Below are 19135 nucleotides of genomic sequence, written 5' to 3' on the forward strand. Positions count from 1 at the left end.
ATGAGGTTGGTACGGGTCCTGCGCGGTCACGTCACCAGACTAACCGCCGCGGAGCGTCCTCGCGACCTCGGCGAAGTACTCGTCGACCTCGCCGGTGTCGTACCCGCGCAACGTCAACTGGAATCCCATGTTGGTGAGCGAGTCGGGGTGGGGCGGGGCCCCCGCATCCGTCGCGGAGCGGATGCGGGCGACCGCACGGTCGACTTGGGCGCGGTCGTATCCGCGGAAACGGACAGAGAAGAAGGGGTTCTCCATGCGTCACAGTCTGCCAGGTCAGCGCCACCCTTTGGGATCGGGCCACCGGCTGATGAATTTGTGGGGAAATATCAACTTCTAACGGGCACAATCTATGTGAGGAAGCGTTTCCACCGTTTCACCTGCTGTCGGATGGTTCCGGGGTATTCGGTCGCGATCGCGGCGGCCGTGCGGGCGTCCTCCTCCGCGACGGCGTGCGGCGCGAACGCCGCTGCGTTCACCAACCGCGGCAGGGACCCGATGTCGCCCTTGAGCGGGGCGAGCCGGGCCGCCGCCTCCTCCGCGTTGGCGCTGCCCTCCACCTTGACGCCCGCGCGAGCGGCCGCCGCGAGGACCTCCGCCCACGCGCCCGCCACGCGGTCGGCCGGGCCACCGCGGGTGAGCCTGCGGCGCCGCCGCAGGGCCCGCCGGGCCTTCAGGACGAGCGGCACGCACGCCAGGAGCAGCGCCCCGGCGGCGTACCAGGCCCACACGGGGATGCCCGCGTCCTCGGCACCCGCCTCCTCGTTGAAGTCGCCGTCCTGCTCCAGGGCCTCGTCGTTGAAGTCCTCGGCCTCGCCCCCGCCGCCGGAGTCCTCCTCCGGGCTCGGGGTCTCCTCCTCCATCTGCTCCAGCGTGTCCTCGGGCGGGACGGGCACCGCGTCGGGCGCCGGCATCGGGTCGAAGCGGACCCACCCGACCCCCTCGAAGTCGATCTCGGGCCACGCCGAGCCCTGCCCCGCGGTGACGGTGCTGGAGCCGCCGGGGACCTCGAAGCCGACAACGACGCGGCTGGGCAGGCCGACGAGGCGCGCGATGATCGCGTACGCGGCCGCGAAGTGCTCGCTGGTGCCCCGCTGACCGCCCGCGTCGACGGGGCTGCCGAGGAAGAACCCGAGGGCCGGGAGGTCGTGCCCGGAGGGCGCCTCGGGATTGTAGGCGTAGTGCCCGCCGAGGAAGTCCGCGAGCCCTTGGGCGCGTTCGAAAGGCGTGTCGTAGGTGGTGCGCACGTAGTCGGCGATCGTCGCCATGATCTCGGGGGTCCCGGGCGGGACGGCCACGGTGGCGGCGTCGGTGAGGTTCGGCCGGGCGGTCTCGGCCGCGGCCGGATCGGTGGTCGCCAGCGCGGACTCGACGTGGTACGACGAGCCGGTGGCGAGCCCGTCGGGGGTGAGCAGGCACCTGCTGTCGAGGTTGACGGCGATGGGCAGGCCGGTGACGGTGGCCGGGTCGGCGGCGGCCGGGACGAGCTTGCCGCCGAGGCCGATGATCTCGACGTCGGCGGTGAAGTCGGCGTCGCCGCTGCCGGGGATCACGGTGCCGGCGGTGCGGAAGTCCCCCGCGGCCTGCCAGGTGGTGCCGTCGTACTCAGTGAGGACGGCGAGGCGCATCCAGGAGTCGCCGGAGGTGTCGGCCTCGAACAGCTCCTGCTCGGGGAACTTGGACCATTCGGCGATGCGCACGAGCGGGTTGAGGTCGATGTCGGTGAGCTGCGGGGGCTGGACGTACTCGCGGGGGTCGCCGGGGCTGGAGGTGACGAGGCGGGCCGCGGCGGGGCCGAGGAGCGCGACGGCGGCGAGGAGGACGCAGGTGGTGACGACCGCGCCCATGAGCGCGGGGGCCTTGGAGGGCGCGGGGCCGTCGACGACGGCGTCGCTGTCGGGGCGGCGTTCGGGCGGGGCGGCGGTGACGGCGAGCGCGGCGGCGGCGAGGACACAGAACGCGACCGCGTACAGGGTGCCGCCGTCGGCGTTGGGGCCGACGAGGTAGAGCCCGGCGGCGTACAGGAGCGTCGGCGGGAGGCACCCGAGGAGCGTGCGGCCGTAGCGGATCGCGAACTCGCAGGCGAGGGTGGCGGCGAGCCAGGTGAGGAAGACCGGGACGACGACGGTGTCGGGGGCGGGTTCGACCGGGATGAGCGCGGTGAGGGTGCGGGGGACGGCGTTGACGAGGGCGTCGACGACGGTGGCCGGGAGCGGGTCGGTGCCGTCGTCGGTGAGGACGATGGCGGCGAGGAGGTATCCGGCGAGGCCGAGGAGGGAGGCGCTGGGCGCGAGGAACGCGGGCCTGTTGCGGAGGGCGAAGCCGATCGCGAAGGCGCCGAGGGCGGCTCCGGCGACGAGGAGGACGAGGAGCTGCCCGTGGTAGACGCGGGCGGCGACGGTGCCCGCGAGGGCGCACATGAGCGTGAGGGCGGCCGCGACGGCGGCGACGCGGAGCCGGTAGCGCAGGCGCCGGCCGCTGCGCGGCGGTTTGGCGCGGGGGATGTCGACGATGCTCACAGGCGGGTCCCGCCGTTGTTCCAGGCGGCGGCGAACTGCTCGCCGTCGGCGGCGCGGACGGTGGGCAGGCCCCCCGCGAGGGACGCGGAGGTGGGGAGCCCGGTGGCGAGGTGCACGGCGATCACGGTGGGGTAGGCGCGCTTGAGCTGCGCGAGGCGGTCGGTGGGCGGTTCGGTCCCGGTGATCCACACGAGGGTGTCGCCGTAGCGGGCGGCGGTGAGGCGGGCGACGTAGCCGTCGAGGGAGTCCTTCGCGGTCGGGGCGAGTTCGGCGAGGAGGTCGCCGTAGGAGTCGCGGCCGGCGCCGGAGACGGTGGCGCCGGAGGCGGGCACGAGGGCGGCGTGGTACTCGGCGCGGAAGCACGCGGTGAGGACGGAGTAGGCGGCCTCGCAGGCCGCCTCGAACGGGTCGGGGACGGCGACGCCGGGCGGGGCGGGCCAGCTCGCGGCGCGGTCGTCGATCGCGATGGCGACGGTGGGCAGGGAGGTGTCGAGGTGCTCCTTGACCATGAGCTTGCCGATGCGCGCGGAGGTGCGCCAGTGGACGTGGCGCAGTTCGTCGCCGATGACGTACTCGCGGAGGGCGTGGAAGGTGAGCGAGCCCTGCTCGACCTTGTCGGCGGTGCCTTCGAGGGAGCGGGCGAGGCCGTCGGGGGTGCGGGCGAGCTGGTGCAGGCGCGGGTGGATCCACAGGCGCGCGGCGGGTCCGAAGTTCCCGGCGGTGGCGGCGAGGCCGAGGAGGTCGCGCTTGCCGATGCCGAGGGGCCCGGCGTCGACGACGCCGCGGCGCTCGGCGCCGATCGTGTAGCTCGCGCCCGCGCTCTTGCCCGGGCGCAGGCGCGCGAGCGGGACGGCGACGCGGCGGGTCTCGATGCCCCCCGACGATGCTTGCGAGCCGTGATCGTGGGCTGCGCCGTAGGTGTCCACGGCGCGGGCGTTGACGGACCGCCAGCGCCCGGCGTTGCGCACGGTGAGCCTGACGGTCGCGGTGTGGCCCACCGAGACCCGGTCGGGGGTGACGGTGCGCTCGACCTCGAGGCGGGGCCTGGCGGCGATGACGGAGGCGGCGGCGACGCACGCGAGGGCCCCGGCGGCGCCGAGGGCCGCGAGCTCGGGGTAGCCCCAGAACCAGCCGGAGGCGATGAGCGCCGCGGCGGCGGCGGCGAGGCCGGCGCCGCGGGCGGTGACGGGGACCGCCAGCAGCTTCTCGGCGAGCGTGGAGCGAGGCGGGGCGGCCTCGGGCGGCGCCGCGTCCGTCCCGGACCCGCTCATGCCGCCGGGGTCGGGAGCGGGACCTGGACCTGGTCGAAGGCGTCGGCGACGACCTGGACGCCGGTGGCCCCGCGCATGGCGGCGTCGGGGGCGAGCTGGATGCGGTGCGCGAACACCGGTCCGGCGAGGGCCTTGACGTCCTCGGGGATGATGTAGCCGCGGCCCTGGGAGAGCGCGAAGACGCTCGCGGCCCTGGTGAGGGCGATGAGGCCGCGGGGGCTGACGCCGACGGCGACCTGCGGGTGGCTGCGCGTGGCGTTGGCGAGCTTCACGAGGTACGCGTACAGGGGCTCGGCGATGTAGACGTGCTTGGCCATCTCGGCCATCTGCGCGACCGTGTCGGTGTCGACGACCGGGGCGAGCTGCTCGGGGCTGCGCTGGTGGGTGCCGCGCAGGACCTCGATCTCGGCGGCCTCGACCGGGTAGCCGACCGAGAGCTTGACGAGGAAGCGGTCGAGCTGGGCCTCGGGGAGGCGGTAGGTGCCGTCCATCTCGACCGGGTTCTGGGTGGCGACGACGAGGAACGGCTGCGGCACCTGGTGGGGGCGGCCGTCGACGGTGACCCGCCCCTCCTCCATGACCTCCAGGAGCGCGGACTGGGTCTTCGGGCTGGCCCGGTTGATCTCGTCGGCGATCACGATGTTCGCGAAGACCGGCCCGGGATGGAACTCGAAGGCGCCGCTGGCCTGGTTGAAGATGGTGACGCCGGAGACGTCGGAGGGCAGCAGGTCGGGCGTGAACTGGATGCGCCGCCACTGCCCGGAGACGGCCGCGGCGATGGCGCGGGCCATGGTCGTCTTGCCGGTGCCGGGGACGTCCTCCAGGAGGATGTGGCCCTCGGCGAACATGGCCGTCAGCGCGAGGCGGACGACCTCGGGTTTGCCGAGCACGACGGTGTCGACGGCGGCGGCGAGGCGTTCGAACGCGGCGGCGAAGGACTCGGCCTGCGCGGCGCCCAGCTGGACCGGCTGCTGCATGCGCTTAGGCACTCGCAGCGGGTGGGTCTGCTCGGTGTCGTGCATTCGTTGCTCCTGCTAGCACTGCGGGAGGTCCCCGGTGGAGTTCTTTCCCTGCCCGTCGATGTTGATCCATGCGAAGGGGATGTACGCGTTCGAAGCGTAATCGATCTTGATCCACTTGTTCGTGCCGTCTTTGCCCTCGTGATAATCGTGATAGCCGTCGGACTCCTGGCCGCGGGGGGTGATCGTGTTCGCCCCGGTGGTCCAGCAGTACGCCTTGTAGCGGTCGCCGGTGTTGGTGACGCCGAGGTTGCTGCCGCCGCTCGGGGCGCTGTAGACCGAGACGCCGTCGACGGAGTCGCAGTAGTCGGTGCTCATCGAGTCGCAGCCGAAGAACACCTCGCCGTTGATCGCGGCGGTGGAGGCGTTGTAGGTGTTCGAGGTGGCCTCGCCGGCCGGGTTGGAGATCCGGATCTGGAAGCTGTAGTCGGTGGAGGCGTACAGGCCGGTCACCGAGTACACGTCGGGGCAGGACTTGGTGTCCTGGTTGACGCCGTCGGCGAGCAGGGTGCATTGCGCGTCGGCGCTGCCGCCGTCGTCGATCGCCAGGGTGAGGTTGATGGTGTCGCCCAGCGACTCGTGGCCGGAGATCTGGACCGTGGGCGCCGCCATCGTGTTCGAGGTGGTGGTGGCGGGTTCGGACTGGCCGGCCTCGTTCACGGCGACGACCGACACCGAGACGTTCTCGTTGTTGCCGAAGCCCGACAGGCTCGCGGTGGTGCCGGTGACCTCGACGGTCTGGCTTCCGGCGGTGACGACGTACTTCTGGATGTCGCGGCCGTTGTTGGACGGCTGGGTCCAGCGCACGTCGATCGTGCCCGCCGCGGAGGTCGAGCTCTCGGCGAAGAGCTCGCCGGGCGCGTCGGGGACGTTGAACGGCGTCACCGAAGCCGACAGCGGCGAGGGCGCCGAGGCTGCGGCACCCGCCAGAGTCGTCACCTGGAACGCGTACTGGGTGCCGTAGTCCAGCGTCCCGGCGGCGGTCTTCAGCTCGGTCCCGGTGGCCTGGCCGACCACGACCTGCTCGCCGCCGGAGGCGATGGCCTCGACCTGGTAACCCGAGATGTCGTTGCCCTCGCCGTCGGCCTCCTCCCAGTTCACGGTGACCGTGCCGTCGGGGTTGGCGGTCGCGGTGACGGCGCCCGGGGCGCCGGGCACGTCGGCGGACGGCGTGATGGACGGCGAGGTGACGGTGTCGCCCGCGCCCTCGGCGTTGTGGGCGGTCACGGTGAAGGTGTACGGCTGGCCGTTGTCGAGGTCGCCGATCTCCAGGACGCGCTGGCTCGGCGCGATCTCCCAGGTCTCGCCGGCGCCTTCGACGACGTACTTCGTGAGCGCGGACCCGTTGTTGGGGGCGGCGTCCCACGAGAGGTTGATGAGGCCGTCGCCGACGGTCCCGTCGAGGTTGGTGACCGCGCCGGGCGGGCCGACCTCGGGAGCGGACTCCTCGTCGCCCTCCTCTTCGCCTTCGTCGTCGCCGCCCTCGTCCTCTTCGGTGGGCGGCGCGTCGCCGCCGAGGATGTCGTCGCGGTTCTTCGGGGCGAGGGCGGCGGTGCCGTCGGCGGAGACGACGACGGCCGCGTTCGTGTTGACCGCGTTGGCGAAGAGCGTGTCGCCGGTGTGGTACAGCTCGACGGGCCCGCCGCCGGAGTCGATCTCGATGCGGTTGAGCTCGTTGCCTTCGAGGTCGTAGACCCAGACGATGCCGGAGGCGCCGTCGGGCACGTAGATGCGCTCGTGGAACTCGACCGAGGCGCCCAGCAGCTCGGAGGCGCCGGCGGCGATCTGGAAGGTCCGCGTCTGGTCGTCGTCGACCGTGACCACCGAGGGCGGGTCGGTGACGGTGACCGAGGCGATGGTGCCGGGGCTGGTGTCGGCGGTCTCGGTCGGGCCGGCGAGTTCGATACTGGTGACGGCGCGGCGGCCGTCGGTGCGGATCGTCGTCATCTCCTTGGCGGTGGAGTTGAGGACGGCCACGCCGTCGCCGAGGACGGTGAGCGCGAGCTCCTGGCGGGGCTGGGCGACGACCTCGGTCGCGAGGGTCTTCGCGCCGGAGTCCCGGGGCTCGATCTGGACGATGGTGCCCTCGCGGGGGACGCCGATCCACAGCATCCCGTCGCCGTCGAAGGCGCCGCCGGTGAGGCCCGCGGGGAACTGGAGCGGGTCGCCGATCGCCGAGAGCGTCGACGGGTCGACCTGGTTGACCAGGCCCTGCGTCTGGTCGATGATGAACGCGCCCTCGTCGGAGAGGGCCACGCGCACGCCCTCGCCGGGGGCGGTCTCGGCCGAGCCGGTGAGTTCGAGGGTCGAGAGGTCGATCGCGGAGACCTTGCCGGTGGCGATCTCGCGGAGGAGGAGGTGCGAGTCGGTCTGCTCGACCTGGACGGCGTTGCCCATCGCGTCGGTGACGTCGAGGCGCACGTCGGTGGCGGCGGTGAGGCCGTTGACGCGGGCGAGTTCGCCGAGGGGGGTCGTCCACAGCCAGAGGCTGGCGTCCTCGCCCTCGTTCTCGCGGCTGAACGCGCCGGTGCCGAGGAGCGTCGCGACGAGTGCGCCGACGAGCACCACGGGGAGGCCGACCGCGATGAGCAGTCCCTTGACGTTCAGGCGTCGGGCGTCGACGTTGCTTGTGGTCATCAGGGGTTCCTCTGCGCTTCTCGTGCAAGTCTGCGGCTCGCGGGCCTGCGCGTGGGTCGCGCGGACGGGGTGCGGGCGGGGCGGCGCACGAACCCGAGCCTAATTCGCGGGTGCAACTAGGAACAGGCTGCCATTGTCACAAGACGGTAAAGGTCTCGGGTGTCCCAAAGTGGCGCAAGCCAGTCAGGTTACCGGCACGTAGCGGGAGGTCCGGACCTCCGGTGGGCGCGGCGAAGGCGGTGCGCCTCGCGCACCGCCCGTCGGGGTGTGTCGTGTTCGGTTCGTCTGCCGCGGCGGCGCATCGCCTGCGCCGCCGTCGGTCCTGCCTGGTAGTCGGGACGAAGGGGCGCGCTAGGCGGCCTCGCCGAGTTCGAGGACGCCGCCGCGGCGGGTCCGGGCGACGCCGGCCATCGCGAGGATCTCGGCGGCCACCTCGGGCGCGGCGAGCTCGTTCGGCGTGTACACGGGCGCGTCCATGCCCGCGACCGCCTCGCGGACGGCGAGCTGGGACTGGGTGAGGCGCCCGGAGGCGGCGATCACGGGCAGGCCCAGGGCGCGCAGGTGCTGGGCGCCGTAGCGGGCGCCGGCCGCGTCGGCGGCGGCGAGGACGACGCCGTCGACGAGTTCGCGCACGACCGGGAACTCCAGCAGCGCGGAGGTCTCGGCCTGGAGGATGCCGTCGGCGATCTCCATGACCACGGCGTCGACGTTGTGCGCGGCGGCGTGGTGGTAGAGCGTCTGGGCCAGTTCGGCCAGCTCGGGGACGGGGACGCCCGCGGTGGTCGGGTAGCCGCCGTCGGTGAAGTCGGCGGCGACGACCGCGCCGGAGTCGCGGAACATCCACGGGTCGCCGCCCGCGCCGGTCCCGGTGATCTTGATACCGGCGACGCGGCGGCCCGACCGGGACAGGCCCCGGATCACGGACGCGGCGGTGGTCGACTTGCCCGCGTTCATCGAGGTCCCGACGACGCACACCACCGGCGGGTGGTCGCCCAGGCCGAACGGGGCGAGCACGCTGAAGCGGCGCAGGTCGACGGGCGCGCCCTCGCGGTCGGCGAGGATGCCGATGGGCTCCAGGCGGGTCGGCGGGCGCATGTCGCCGTGCCGGGAGAGGACCTCCCCGGCGACGCCGCCGGCCGCGACGAGGTCGACGGAGGTGCCGAGGACGTCGGGGATCCGGGACTCGTACTGGTCGGGGGCGTAGCGCTCGCCGAAGGCCAGCAGGATCTCGTCCCCGGGGTAGATGGCGGCCTTGCGGCCGGTGGCGACTTCGAGCCAGTTGTGGTGCCCGATGGCGTCGACGCGCGCGGCCAGGACATGGCCGGCGCGGGGCGCGCATTCGTCCACCAGGGTCAGCCCGGGCAGCGTCAGGTCGACGTTCCGGACCGCATAGGCGACTTTGAGCCGCGAAGCGAGCTCAGCAGAGAACTCACGAATGCGCATGCACACTCCAAAGAGGACGAAAAGGGTGAGCAGGAGCCCTGCTCGAATGGAAGTACACCGTTGGTCCAGATGGTGACCGCGGTGGCAGACACGACGACCGTCGCGCTGTTGATGGACGAATATTACGGCCTGTGTTCAGGCTTGTAAAGAGTGGATTAGGTAAAACTGCGGCGGCGCCGAAGTGACACTTCGACGCCGCCTGAAAACCGGTCGCTAGCTGGGAGAACTCACAGCCCGCGGCCCCTCGCGGCGACCGCCCCGATGACGATCACGGCCGGGTGGTGGGCCTCGGTGACGCCCAGGTCGGACAATTCGCATTCGCGGACCGTCTGGTTCTTCGTCGTCGCGCTCTCGACGATCCGCACCGGGGTCGATCCGGGCCGCCCGCCCGCCATGAGCGCGGCCGCGATCGCGGCGCGGTTCTTGACGGCCATGAGGAGGACGACGGTGCCGTTGCCGGCGCCGAGGGCGTGCCAGTCGACCAGGCTCTGCGGGCCGGGCGGGACGTGGCCGGTGGCGACGGTGAAGTCGTGGACGACGCCGCGCTCGGTGACGGGGATGCCCGCCGCGGCGGGGCCGGCGATGGAGGAGGAGAGGCCGGGGACGACCTCGACCGGCACCCCGGCGTCGAGGCACGCGTCGAGCTCTTCGGCGCCGCGGCCGAAGACGAAGCCGTCGCCGCCCTTGAGGCGGACCACGAACTTCCCTTCGCGGGCGCGCTCGACCATGACGGCGTTGATCTGCTCCTGCGTGGTGTGGCGGCCGTACGGGAGCTTCGCGGCGTCGACGATCTCGACGTCGTCGCCGAGCATGTCGAGCAGCTCCTGCGGGGCGAGGCGGTCGGAGACGACCACCTCCGCCTGGCGCAGCAGTTCGAGGCCGCGCAGGGTGATGAGGTCGGCGTCGCCGGGGCCGGCGCCGACGAGCGCGACGCCCGCGGGGCGGGCGCGACGGGTGCGCGGGGCGTCGATCTCCCCCGAGCGCAGGGCCGCGGCGACGGCGTCGCGGACGGCGGCGGCGCGGCGGGGGTCGCCGGAGGCGGAGACGGCGACGCTGACGCCGTCGAAGGCGGCGCGCGCGAGCGTCCACGCGTCCGACGCCTCGGCGTCGTCGCTGCGCACGCACCAGGTGCGGCGGGACTCGGCCTCGGCGGCCACGGCCGCGTTCACGGCGGGGTCGTCGGTGGCGGCGAGGACGAACCAGGCGTCGTCGCCGTCGCCGGTGCGCCACTCGCGCCGCTCCCACTGGAGCTCGCCCGCGGCGGCCAGGTCGGAGAGGGTGGTGGTGACCTCGGGGGCGACCACCAGCACGCGGGCGCCGGCGTCGATCAGGCGGGGGACGCGCCGCCCTGCGATCGTGCCGCCGCCGACGACGAGCACGGCCTTGCCGCGCAGTCGCAGACCGACTTCGTAGACCGACACGTGCGCCTCCTCTGGACACTCCCGGGGGTTCGCTCCGCCGGCGTCCTCGGCGGCGGAACCTCGACAAGCGTAGGCGGGTTTCGTCGCGTCCGTCTAAACGGCTCATTGCGGGCCTGTTACGCCGCCCTCGCGTGACGGGGCGGCCGGAAGTGATCGTGAGTCCGATTTGCGTTCGCCCCCTTCATGAAAGCGATACCGACCCTCGTGAGGATTTTCACCTTGTTGTGATCCGTGTGCCCTAGGCTGGATATATGCGCGATCGACCCCGCCAGCACCGTGTGCCCGGACTGTCCGCACGCGGGAGCGACCGACCCGGACCGCCCGCCGAAGGGGTGTACGCCCTGCTGCGCACCAGCGTGCTCGCGGGGCTCGCGATCGCGGCCCTGCTGTTCCCGCTGGCCGCGATGGCCGGCCTGAGCGCGAAGGCCGGCTTCAACGCGATCGACACCCTCTCGATCGAGGTGACCGAGACCGACCCGCCGCTGACGTCCTACGTCTACGCCGCCGACGGCGAGACGCTCATCAGCCTGTTCTACGACGAGTTCCGCCGCCACGTCTCGCTCGACGAGGTCGCGCCCGTCATGCAGCAGGCGATGGTCGCCGCCGAGGACTCGCGGTTCTACCAGCACAACGGCGTCGACTACCGCGGCATCGTGCGCGCGTTCGTCGCCAACAACTCGTCCGGCGGCGTCGAGCAGGGCGCCTCGACGATCACCATGCAGTACGTGCGCGGCGCGCTCCAGCTCAACGCCGAGTCGATCGACGAGGTCATCGCCGCGACCGAGCAGACCGCGACCCGCAAGCTCCGCGAGGCCCGCCTCGCGATGGCCGTCGAGGAGCAGCTCTCCAAGGACCAGATCCTGGAGCGCTACCTCAACCAGGCGTACTTCGGGCACAACGCCTACGGGATCTTCGCCGCCGCGCAGGTGTACTTCTCCAAGCACCCGTCCGAGCTCAGCCTCCAGGAGGCGGCGACGCTCGCCGGGCTCGTGCAGGCGCCCTCGGCGTACGACCCGATCGTCTCCGACCAGACCGACGCGCTCGCGCGCCGCAACTGGGTGCTCGACCGGATGGTCGACATCGACTACCTCTCGCGCGGCGACGCGTCCGAGGTGCGGGGCCTGCCGATCGAGCTGACGGTCTCGGACCCGCCGAACTCGTGCATCGGCGTCGAGGGCACGCCCTCGGAGTACGGCTTCTTCTGCGACTACTTCCGCCGCTGGTGGCGCGAGCAGGACGCGTTCGGGCCGACCCCGGCCGACCGCGAGCGCGAGCTGCGCCAGGGCGGGTACACGATCATCACCACGCTCGACCCCGACCTCCAGAAGCTCGCGAACGACACGGTGAACGACGCCAAGAGCGAGGAGTCGAAGTTCGCGCACGGCGCGGTCGTGATGGAACCGGGGACCGGGCGCATCAAGGCGCTCGGGCTCAACCGGACCTTCTCGTACGACCAGAGCGACAACGGGCCGCACTCGAACCCGTCGTTCGACCGCAAGGGCAACTACCCGAACACGGTGAACCCGGTGCTCGGCGGGGGCGCCGAGGGCGGGTACCAGGCCGGGTCGACGTTCAAGATCTTCACGATGCTCGCCGCGCTCGACGCGGGCTATCCGCTGAACTACAACATCTACTCGCCCAACCAGGTCCGGACCAGCTTCGTGTCGGCGACGACGGCGTGCGGCGGGAACTGGTGCCCGAAGAACAGCTCGGCGGCGATGGCCGGCGACCGGGACATGTGGTCGGGCTTCGGGATGTCGGTGAACACGTACTTCGCGCAGCTCATCGACCGGGTCGGCGCCGACAAGGCGGTGGAGATGGCCGAGCGGATGGGCCTCCAGTGGCGCAGTGAAGGGGACGCGTACTACGCCTCGGAGGAGCGGCGCTCGGGCTGGGGCCCGTTCGTGCTCGGCGTGTCCGACGTGCAGCCCATCGAGATGACGAACGTGTTCAACACGCTCGCGGCCGAGGGCGAGTACTGCGAGCCGATCCCGGCGCTGCGGATCATCGACCCGCAGGGCCAGGAGCTGGAGGCGGCCGCGCCGCGCTGCCACCAGGAGCTGGACAAGGACGTGGCGAGGGCCGCGACCGACGCGGGCCGGTGCGTGACCGAGACCGCCCGCAAGGGCGCGCAGTGCGGGTCGTGGGGCACCTCGCCGAACGTCGGCCAGCTCGCGGGACGGCCGGTCGCCGGCAAGTCCGGTACGACCGACAACAACCGGACCTCGTGGTTCCTGGGCTACACGCCGCAGCTGTCGATCGGGGCGTTCATGGCCGATCCGGACTACATCTTCAACGAGGTGGGGACGGCGAACACGACGGTGTCGAAGCAGACGGTGGGCACCATCTTCAAGGAGGCCCTGGAGGGCGAGCCGGTCATCGACTTCAAGGCGCCGTCGCGGGAGATACAGTTCGACGGCAAGGACTAGGACCTAGTGCGAGCCGGCCGCTTCCGCTTCGGAGGCGGCCGGTTCCGTGTCCGGGTTCGGGTCGGCCGCGGCCTCCTCGGCCGCCGCGGCCTCGTCGAGGTCCTTGCGCTCGCGGCGCACCAGCACGACCAGGCCCACCGGGACCATCGCGGCGAACAGCGCCCACTGGACGGCGTACGAGTAGTTCTGCCAGTCCTTGAAGGAGGGCGTCTCCAGTTCGGTGAGGCCCTCGATCGGCTCGGTGTCGGCGACCCAGGCCGAACGGAACTCGTAGTCGAAGTAGGAGGCGAGCATGTCGTCGCTCAGGCGCCGCGACTCCAGGTGCCCGTCGACCTCGGTGACCCCGCCGGACGCCTCCTCGTACTCGTAGACGCGACCGGTCACGGTGACCTCGCCGGCCGGCGGGGCGGGGTAGTCGGGGACGGAGCCGGTGTTCTCGGAGGCGACGAACCCGCGGTCGACCAGGACGGCGGTGCCGTCGGCGAGCACGAGCGGGGTGACGATCTCGAAGCCGTTCAGGCCGCCGTTCGTCTGGGCCCGGAGCACGACCTCCTGGTCGGCGTCGTACACGCCCGTGGCCTCCACGAGCGTCCAGCGCACGCCGGGGTCCAGGGCCTCGCCCGCGGGCAGCACCTCGTCGAGGGGCGCGGACTCCAGGCTGGTCTCGATGACCTCGTTCGCGGCCGCGCGCTGCACCGCCCGGCCCCACTGCCACTGCGAGAGCAGGGCGCAGGCGACCATCACGACCACGCCGACGAGCGCCAGGAGGAGCCAGCGGGGCGCGAACACGAACCGGTATCGCTGCAACACGCCGCTTACTCTAGACCCGACCTAGAATTGCGCCCCATGAGCGATGTAGTGAATGCGGTGCGCGCCGCCCTCCCGGGGGTCCGCGCCGACCTGGAGGCCCTCGTCAAGATCCCGGCGATCGCCTTCGACGGACTCGACCACGAGCCGGTCCGGCAAGGCGCGGACGCCGTCCAGCGCCTCCTCGACGAGGCCGGCGCGGCCGAGTCCCGCCAGCTCTCGCACGGCGGCGGGCAGCCGAGCGTGTACGCCCACTTCCCCGCCCCCGCGGGCCAGCCGACGGTGCTCCTCTACGCCCACCAGGACGTGCAGCCGGTCGGCGACCTCGCCAAGTGGGAGCAGGACGACCCGTTCACCGTGGTCGAGAAGGACGGCCGGCTGTACGGCCGCGGCGTGGCCGACGACAAGGCCGGGGTCATGGCGCACGTGGCCGCGCTCCGCGCCTTCGGCGGGAGGCCCCCGGTCGGCGTGAAGCTCCTCATCGAGGGCGAGGAGGAGTTCGGCTCCCCCACCCTCGAAGGGCTCATCCGCGCCAACCAGGACCTGCTCGCCGCCGACGTGGTCGTGATCGCCGACTCCACGAACTGGCGCACCGAGGTCCCGGCGCTGACCACGACCCTGCGCGGGGTCATCAACGTGTACGTCGAGGTGGCGCTCCTCAAGGTCGCGGTGCACTCGGGCGTGTTCGGCGGCCCGGTGCCGGACGCGCTGACCGCGCTGGCGCGGCTGGTGGCGACCATGCACGACGACGCCGGGGACGTCGCGGTCGAGGGCCTGGTCTCGGGCCCCTCCGCGCCCCTGGACTTCGACGAGGAGGCGCTGCGCCACGAGGCGGGGCTGCTGCCGGGCACCGAGTTCATCGGCACCGGGAGGCTGACGGAGCGCCTGTGGACCAAGCCGACGGCGACCGTGCTCGGCATCGACGCGCCGGGCGCGGCCGAGTCGGCGAACGCGCTCCAGCCGAGCGCCCGCGCGAAGGTCTCGTTCCGCCTCGCCCCCGGCGACTCCGCCGAGCGGGCCCTCAAGGCCGTCCGGGCGCACTTCGAGGCGCACGCCCCGTGGGGCGCGCAGGTGACCGTGACTCCCGAAGGGGGCCTGGGCGACCCGTGCGCGATCGACGCGACCGGGCCGTCCTTCGACGCCGCCCGCGCGGCGTTCGCGGAGGCGTGGGACGGCACCGAGCCCGTCGAGATCGGCATCGGCGGCTCGATCCCGATGATCGCCACGTTCCAGGAGCTCTACCCGGAGGCGGCGATCCTGGTGACGGGCGTCGAGGACCAGTACTCGAACCCGCACGGCCCCAACGAGTCCCTCGACATCGAGATGTTCGAGCGGGTCTGCACCGCCGAGGCGCTGCTGCTCGACAAGCTCAAGCGCTAGGAGACGGGGAACGGGCCCGGTCGCAAGACCGGGCCCGTTGCCGTGCGCTCAGAGTCCGTCGCGGAACTTGCGCAGGAGCTTCGCGAGCGGGTCGCCGGAGTGCTCGAACAGGTCCTTGTAGGACTTCGCGGCGGCCTTGGCCTCGGCGGAGATCGAGGCGTCGCCGTCGCCGTCGCGGCGCGGGTAGGCCCCGGCGAGGTAGTCGCGGTACTCGCCCTCGTCGATCCACGTCTTGATCGCGGCGGCGCGCGCCACCGCGAAGTCGTGGCTGCGCGTCTCCAGCAGGAGCAGCTTGAGGAAGCTGTCGCGCAGGTCGCCGCCGGTCTCGAACTCCTTGGCCTGCTCCAGGAACGCCGCGGTGTCGACGTCGGAGAGGTCGCCGCCGCCGGCCATCTTCGCCATGACGCGGATCGCCGCGGCCGGGTCCTGGACCGCCAGCGCGCCGGCGCGGTCGGCCGACAGCTCGGACTTGCGGCTCCACTCGTAGAGCGCGGCGGTGATGACCCGCAGGCCGACGACGCCGACGGGGATCCACGCGACCGAGGTGGTCAGGCGCAGCAGGACCATGAGGAGGGTCCGGTAGAGGCCGTGCCCGGAGAGGGCGTGGCCGAGTTCGTGGGCGAGGAGGAACCGCAGCTCGGTCTCGTCGAGGAGGTCGAGGGACCCGGAGTTGATGACGATGGCGGGCTTGTCGATGCCGATGCACATGCCGCCGAGGTCGGGGTCGCGGGTGATGTAGAGGTCGGGGAGGTCGGTGGCGTCGAGGACGGCGGCGACCGAGAGGTAGGCGTCGTGGACGCGGGCGTACTGGTGGCGGTCGACCTTGATCGAGGAGCCGAGGAGGCTCAGCCGCAGGGCGCGCTCGGAGACCATGCCGGAGAGCTTGCGCAGGACGATGTCGAAGCCGCGGAGCTCGCGCAGGGCGACCAGGGCGCCGCGGTCGGCGGGGTGCTCCCAGGCCCGGGTCGATATGCCGCGCAGGATGACCGGTCCGCGGGTGGTCTCGCGCACTTCGTTCGGGGCGCCTTCGGCCGGTGGCCGCTCGTCGCTCATGCCCGCTCCTCACAGTCGGCTGTGGTGCCAAGTGTGGCACGGCGGCGCCAGCGGCGGCCGCCGCGGATTTCCGGGGCGCGGAGCGGGGAGGTTGCAACGTGTGCACGGCGTACGCTGCGGGGCCGTCCGGCGGGTGCCGGTTTTGGGCCCGTGCGTCCTTTAGGGCCGCAGACGGCCGGGAGGCATAGCGGGCATTGCCGCCCACTTAGGGCAAGATAACGAATCAGCGTCAACACGCCGCGCGCCGCTTGACACTTGAGCGGTCAAGGACTACTCATTGATGTGGGTCAGCAATTCCGGGGCGTCGTGGAGAATCGTTTGGGGTGTTCTTGCGACGCCCCGTATCCGTGCCCGCATCCCGTCCCCCGCGGGGCACCGGGGCCGGGTATCCTTGCGCTGGCGCGGCGCCGTGTGCGACCCCGCCGTGCCTCCGTAGCTCAGCTGGATAGAGCACCGGACTTCTAATCCGATGGTCGCAGGTTCGAATCCTGCCGGGGGCGCCATCCCTCGGACCGGTTCACCGGGCCGGCCGCCGCCTCCGGTCGCGGCTCAGACGCCGCCGTTGGTGATCTCCTCGGTGAACTTGACGCGTTCGATGCCCTCTCGGCCGGTGAGTTTCGAGGTGAGTTCCCGGACCGAGCCGCGCCCGTTGAGCATGAGCTGCGTGGAGCGCGCGTGGCCCTCCCGTTCGCCGTCACCGTCCTCGTCCTCGTTGTCGATCTCGGTGACGGTGAACCCCTGCTCGGTGCAGACCTCGAGGAGGTCGCCGAGTTTCATCGGGGCCGCGTACCGCACGTGGAGGCTGCCGGTGTGCCGGGCGTGGCGGGCGATCATGTTCTCGACCGGGGCCAGCCCGGCGACGACGACGACGTGTGCGACGGCCACCGCGACGGCGGCCCAGTACAGTCCGGCGCCGCACGCGATGGCGACCGCGGTGGTCGACCAGATCGAGGCGGCGGTGGTCATGCCGAAGAGCAGGTTGCGGTGGAAGAAGATGACGCCGGCGCCGAGGAAGCCGACGCCGGTGACCACCTGCGCCGCGATGCGGGCGGGGTCGACGCCGGGGGTGCCGGGTTCGATGCCGCCGAAGCCGTAGCGTCCGGCGAGGACGAACAGGCAGGCGCCGACGGCGATGAGGGCATGGGTGCGCATGCCGGCCGGTTTGCCCTGCCATTCGCGTTCGGCGCCCACGAGGATGCCGAGGAGCAGGGCCAGGCCGAGGGGGGCGAGTTGTGCCAAGAGGTCGTCCATCGCGGGTCAGGGTACCCGATGGGGCGCTTCGCGAATCCTCCTCAGGAGAGCAGGTCGGACTCCCAGCCGTGGGGGCCCTCGCCGGGGCCCTGCTCCCCCGCGGCGAGGATGTAGTACTCGGCGAGGGCGGCGTCCTCGCCGAGCCCGCCGCCGAGCTTGTCGCCGAGGAGGTCGAGCCAGTCGCCGGGGGCGATCTGGGTGGCGTGGGCGGCCATGGCCGCGCGCTTGCGCTCGGCGGCGGCGGGTCCGGCGGCGATGCGGGCGTGGATCTGGTCGTCGGGGGCGCCGAAGGGCAGTTCGTCGACGGAGGCGGCGCCCGCGAAGGGGTTGTCGCTCGCGCCGGCGAAGGCCGCGAACCGGGCTTCGATGACGGTGCGGGGGATGGTGGTCCAGTAGGTCTTGCGGATGCGGTGGGCCGGGCCGAGGTCGGGGCGCCACGTGGGGTCGGCGGCGAGGTCTGCGGCGCGCATGGCGACGCGGTGGGCCTGGATGTGGTCGGGGTGGCCGTAGAAGCCGTCGGGGTCGTAGGTGACGAGGACGTCGGGGCGGCGGTCGCGCAGGACCGCGACGAGGTCGGCGGCGGCCTCGTCGACGTCGGCGCCCCAGAACGCGCGGGGGTGGCCGTTCGAAGGGAGGCCCATCATGCCGGAGTCGCGCCAGCGCCCGACGCCGCCGAGGAAGTGGGTGTCGGTGACGCCGAGGGCGGCGACGGCCGCGCGGTACTCGGCGAGGCGGTAGCCGCCGAGCTGGTCGGCCTGGTCGGCGGCGAGCTGCGCGAGGTGCGGGACGCGGACCTCGCCCTCCTCGCCGAGGGTGCAGGTGACGACGGTGAGGTGCACGTCGGGGCGGTCGGCGTAGTGGGCGAGGGTGGCTCCGGTGGAGACGGTCTCGTCGTCGGGGTGGGCGTGGACGAACAGGATCCCGCGTGCGCTCATGGGGCCAAGCGTAACGGTGGACGGGCACCACTCGCGCCCCACGAGACCCGTCGAGGACTCAGAGGAAACTTTGCAATCTACAGCCCCAGTAAGAGAAAAGCTCGTAATTGTGATGTACCCCATGGCCTCACGTCACAGGTTCAGCGATATCCTGCGCTGATGACCACGACCGAAGACAGTGCCGTCTCGTCGCCGCCCCGGGCCGCCATCCGGGCGCGGAACCTGCGGATCGACAACTGGCGGCGGGGCCCGATCCTGACCGTGCTCGGCATCACCGCCTGGGTCGCCTACGCGACCTTCCGCGTCTTCTACCAAGGCGACTACTGGGTCGCCGACTACCACTACCTGACGCCGTTCTACTCCCCGTGCGTGTCGGTGGCCTGCGTGCCCGAGTCCGCCCACTTCGGACGGATCCTGCCCGACCACCCGCTCGTCCCGTACGCCGCGCTGAGCCTGCCGTTCCTGCTGGCGTTCCGGCTCACCTGCTACTACTACCGCAAGGCGTACTACCGGTCGTTCTGGCTCTCGCCGCCCGCGTGCGCCGTCCCCGACGGGCACGCCAAGTACACCGGCGAGACCCGCTTCCCGCTCATCGCGCAGAACTTCCACCGGTACTTCTTCTACGCCGCGTTCGCGATCTCGCTCATCAACACGTGGGACGCCGTGCTCGCCATGCACTCCCCCGACGGCTTCGGCCTCGGCATGGGGAACCTGGTGCTGTGGGCGAACGTGGTCCTGCTGTGGTGCTACACGCTCGGCTGCCACTCGTGCCGCCACGTCATGGGCGGGCGCCTCAAGCACTTCTCGAAGCACCCGGTCCGGTACCGGTTCTGGACGGTCTCCAGCGCGCTCAACGCGCGCCACATGATGTGGGCCTGGATCACGCTGGCGTCCCTGGCGCTCACCGACTTCTACGTCATGGCCGTCGCCGCCGGCTGGATCACCGACCTCCGCTTCGTCGGGTAAGGGGAAC

General features: G+C 72.1%; 14 protein-coding genes and 1 tRNA gene. 4 read left to right on the forward strand and 11 right to left on the reverse strand.

Features of this window, described 5'->3' with window-relative positions; all coding sequences use genetic code 11:
* Positions 1-39 precede the first annotated feature (39 nt).
* The 7 genes from BLS99_RS21370 to cobA all read right to left on the reverse strand — a co-directional run bounded on the left by BLS99_RS21370 (position 40) and on the right by cobA (position 10307).
* Positions 40-255 (reverse strand): DivIVA domain-containing protein, encoded by a 216-nt coding sequence (locus tag BLS99_RS21370; RefSeq protein ID WP_091053749.1) that lies wholly within the window; start codon positions 253-255, stop codon positions 40-42.
* 92 nt (positions 256-347) lie between these two features.
* Positions 348-2516 (reverse strand): transglutaminase TgpA family protein, encoded by a 2169-nt coding sequence (locus BLS99_RS21375; protein WP_091053750.1) that lies wholly within the window; start codon positions 2514-2516, stop codon positions 348-350.
* Positions 2513-3787 carry a DUF58 domain-containing protein gene (locus tag BLS99_RS21380; RefSeq protein WP_091053751.1) on the reverse strand — a complete coding sequence of 425 codons (1275 nt, stop codon included), beginning with the start codon at positions 3785-3787 and terminating at the stop codon, positions 2513-2515. The genes BLS99_RS21375 and BLS99_RS21380 overlap by 4 nt, the downstream gene beginning before the upstream one ends.
* Positions 3784-4764 carry an AAA family ATPase gene (locus tag BLS99_RS21385; protein ID WP_091053844.1) on the reverse strand — a complete coding sequence of 327 codons (981 nt, stop codon included), beginning with the start codon at positions 4762-4764 and terminating at the stop codon, positions 3784-3786. Before BLS99_RS21385 ends, BLS99_RS21380 begins: the two co-directional genes overlap by 4 nt.
* Positions 4765-4821: 57 nt before the next feature.
* Positions 4822-7443: a fibronectin type III domain-containing protein gene (locus tag BLS99_RS26410; protein ID WP_091053752.1), complete on the reverse strand. Its 2622-nt coding sequence runs from the start codon at positions 7441-7443 to the stop codon at positions 4822-4824.
* Positions 7444-7794: 351 nt separating this feature from the next.
* Positions 7795-8886, reverse strand: a complete 1092-nt coding sequence (locus BLS99_RS21395) for a hypothetical protein (RefSeq protein ID WP_091053753.1) — start codon at positions 8884-8886, stop codon at positions 7795-7797.
* Positions 8887-9113: 227 nt separating this feature from the next.
* Positions 9114-10307 carry a uroporphyrinogen-III C-methyltransferase gene (gene cobA, locus BLS99_RS21400; RefSeq protein WP_091053754.1) on the reverse strand — a complete coding sequence of 398 codons (1194 nt, stop codon included), beginning with the start codon at positions 10305-10307 and terminating at the stop codon, positions 9114-9116.
* 251 nt (positions 10308-10558) lie between these two features.
* Between cobA and BLS99_RS21405 the strand changes: the two genes are divergently transcribed.
* Positions 10559-12736 (forward strand): transglycosylase domain-containing protein, encoded by a 2178-nt coding sequence (locus BLS99_RS21405; protein ID WP_091053755.1) that lies wholly within the window; start codon positions 10559-10561, stop codon positions 12734-12736.
* A gap of 3 nt (positions 12737-12739) precedes the next feature.
* Here BLS99_RS21405 and BLS99_RS21410 read toward each other — a convergent pair whose 3' ends face one another.
* Positions 12740-13546 carry an SURF1 family cytochrome oxidase biogenesis protein gene (locus tag BLS99_RS21410; protein ID WP_143034898.1) on the reverse strand — a complete coding sequence of 269 codons (807 nt, stop codon included), beginning with the start codon at positions 13544-13546 and terminating at the stop codon, positions 12740-12742.
* A gap of 36 nt (positions 13547-13582) precedes the next feature.
* Here BLS99_RS21410 and BLS99_RS21415 point away from each other — a divergent pair, with 36 nt between their 5' ends.
* Positions 13583-14923: a dipeptidase gene (locus BLS99_RS21415; protein ID WP_091053757.1), complete on the forward strand. Its 1341-nt coding sequence runs from the start codon at positions 13583-13585 to the stop codon at positions 14921-14923.
* Positions 14924-14971: 48 nt separating this feature from the next.
* On the opposite strand, the gene BLS99_RS21420 is transcribed toward BLS99_RS21415, so the two are convergent.
* A complete protein-coding gene (locus BLS99_RS21420) occupies positions 14972-15976 on the reverse strand; it encodes a M48 family metallopeptidase (protein WP_091053758.1) in 1005 nt (334 codons plus the stop codon).
* Between the two features lie 426 nt (positions 15977-16402).
* Between BLS99_RS21420 and BLS99_RS21425 the strand changes: the two genes are divergently transcribed.
* Positions 16403-16479 (forward strand) — tRNA-Arg (locus BLS99_RS21425).
* A 46-nt stretch (positions 16480-16525) separates the two neighbouring features.
* Here the strand turns inward: BLS99_RS21425 and BLS99_RS21430 are convergent.
* Both BLS99_RS21430 and mshB read right to left on the reverse strand, forming a co-directional pair.
* Positions 16526-17227: an MgtC/SapB family protein gene (locus BLS99_RS21430; RefSeq protein WP_091053759.1), complete on the reverse strand. Its 702-nt coding sequence runs from the start codon at positions 17225-17227 to the stop codon at positions 16526-16528.
* 41 nt (positions 17228-17268) lie between these two features.
* The gene (gene mshB, locus BLS99_RS21435; protein WP_091053760.1) at positions 17269-18162 is read right to left on the reverse strand and encodes an N-acetyl-1-D-myo-inositol-2-amino-2-deoxy-alpha-D-glucopyranoside deacetylase; all 894 of its coding nucleotides are present in this window, start codon (positions 18160-18162) and stop codon (positions 17269-17271) included.
* A 159-nt stretch (positions 18163-18321) separates the two neighbouring features.
* Here mshB and BLS99_RS21440 point away from each other — a divergent pair, with 159 nt between their 5' ends.
* On the forward strand, positions 18322-19128 hold the full coding sequence (locus tag BLS99_RS21440) for a hypothetical protein (protein ID WP_091053761.1): 807 nt from the start codon (positions 18322-18324) through the stop codon (positions 19126-19128).
* Positions 19129-19135: the final 7 nt, after the last annotated feature.

The organism is Glycomyces sambucus, from assembly GCF_900102815.1.
GTDB classification, from domain to species: Bacteria; Actinomycetota; Actinomycetes; order Mycobacteriales; family Micromonosporaceae; genus Glycomyces; species Glycomyces sambucus.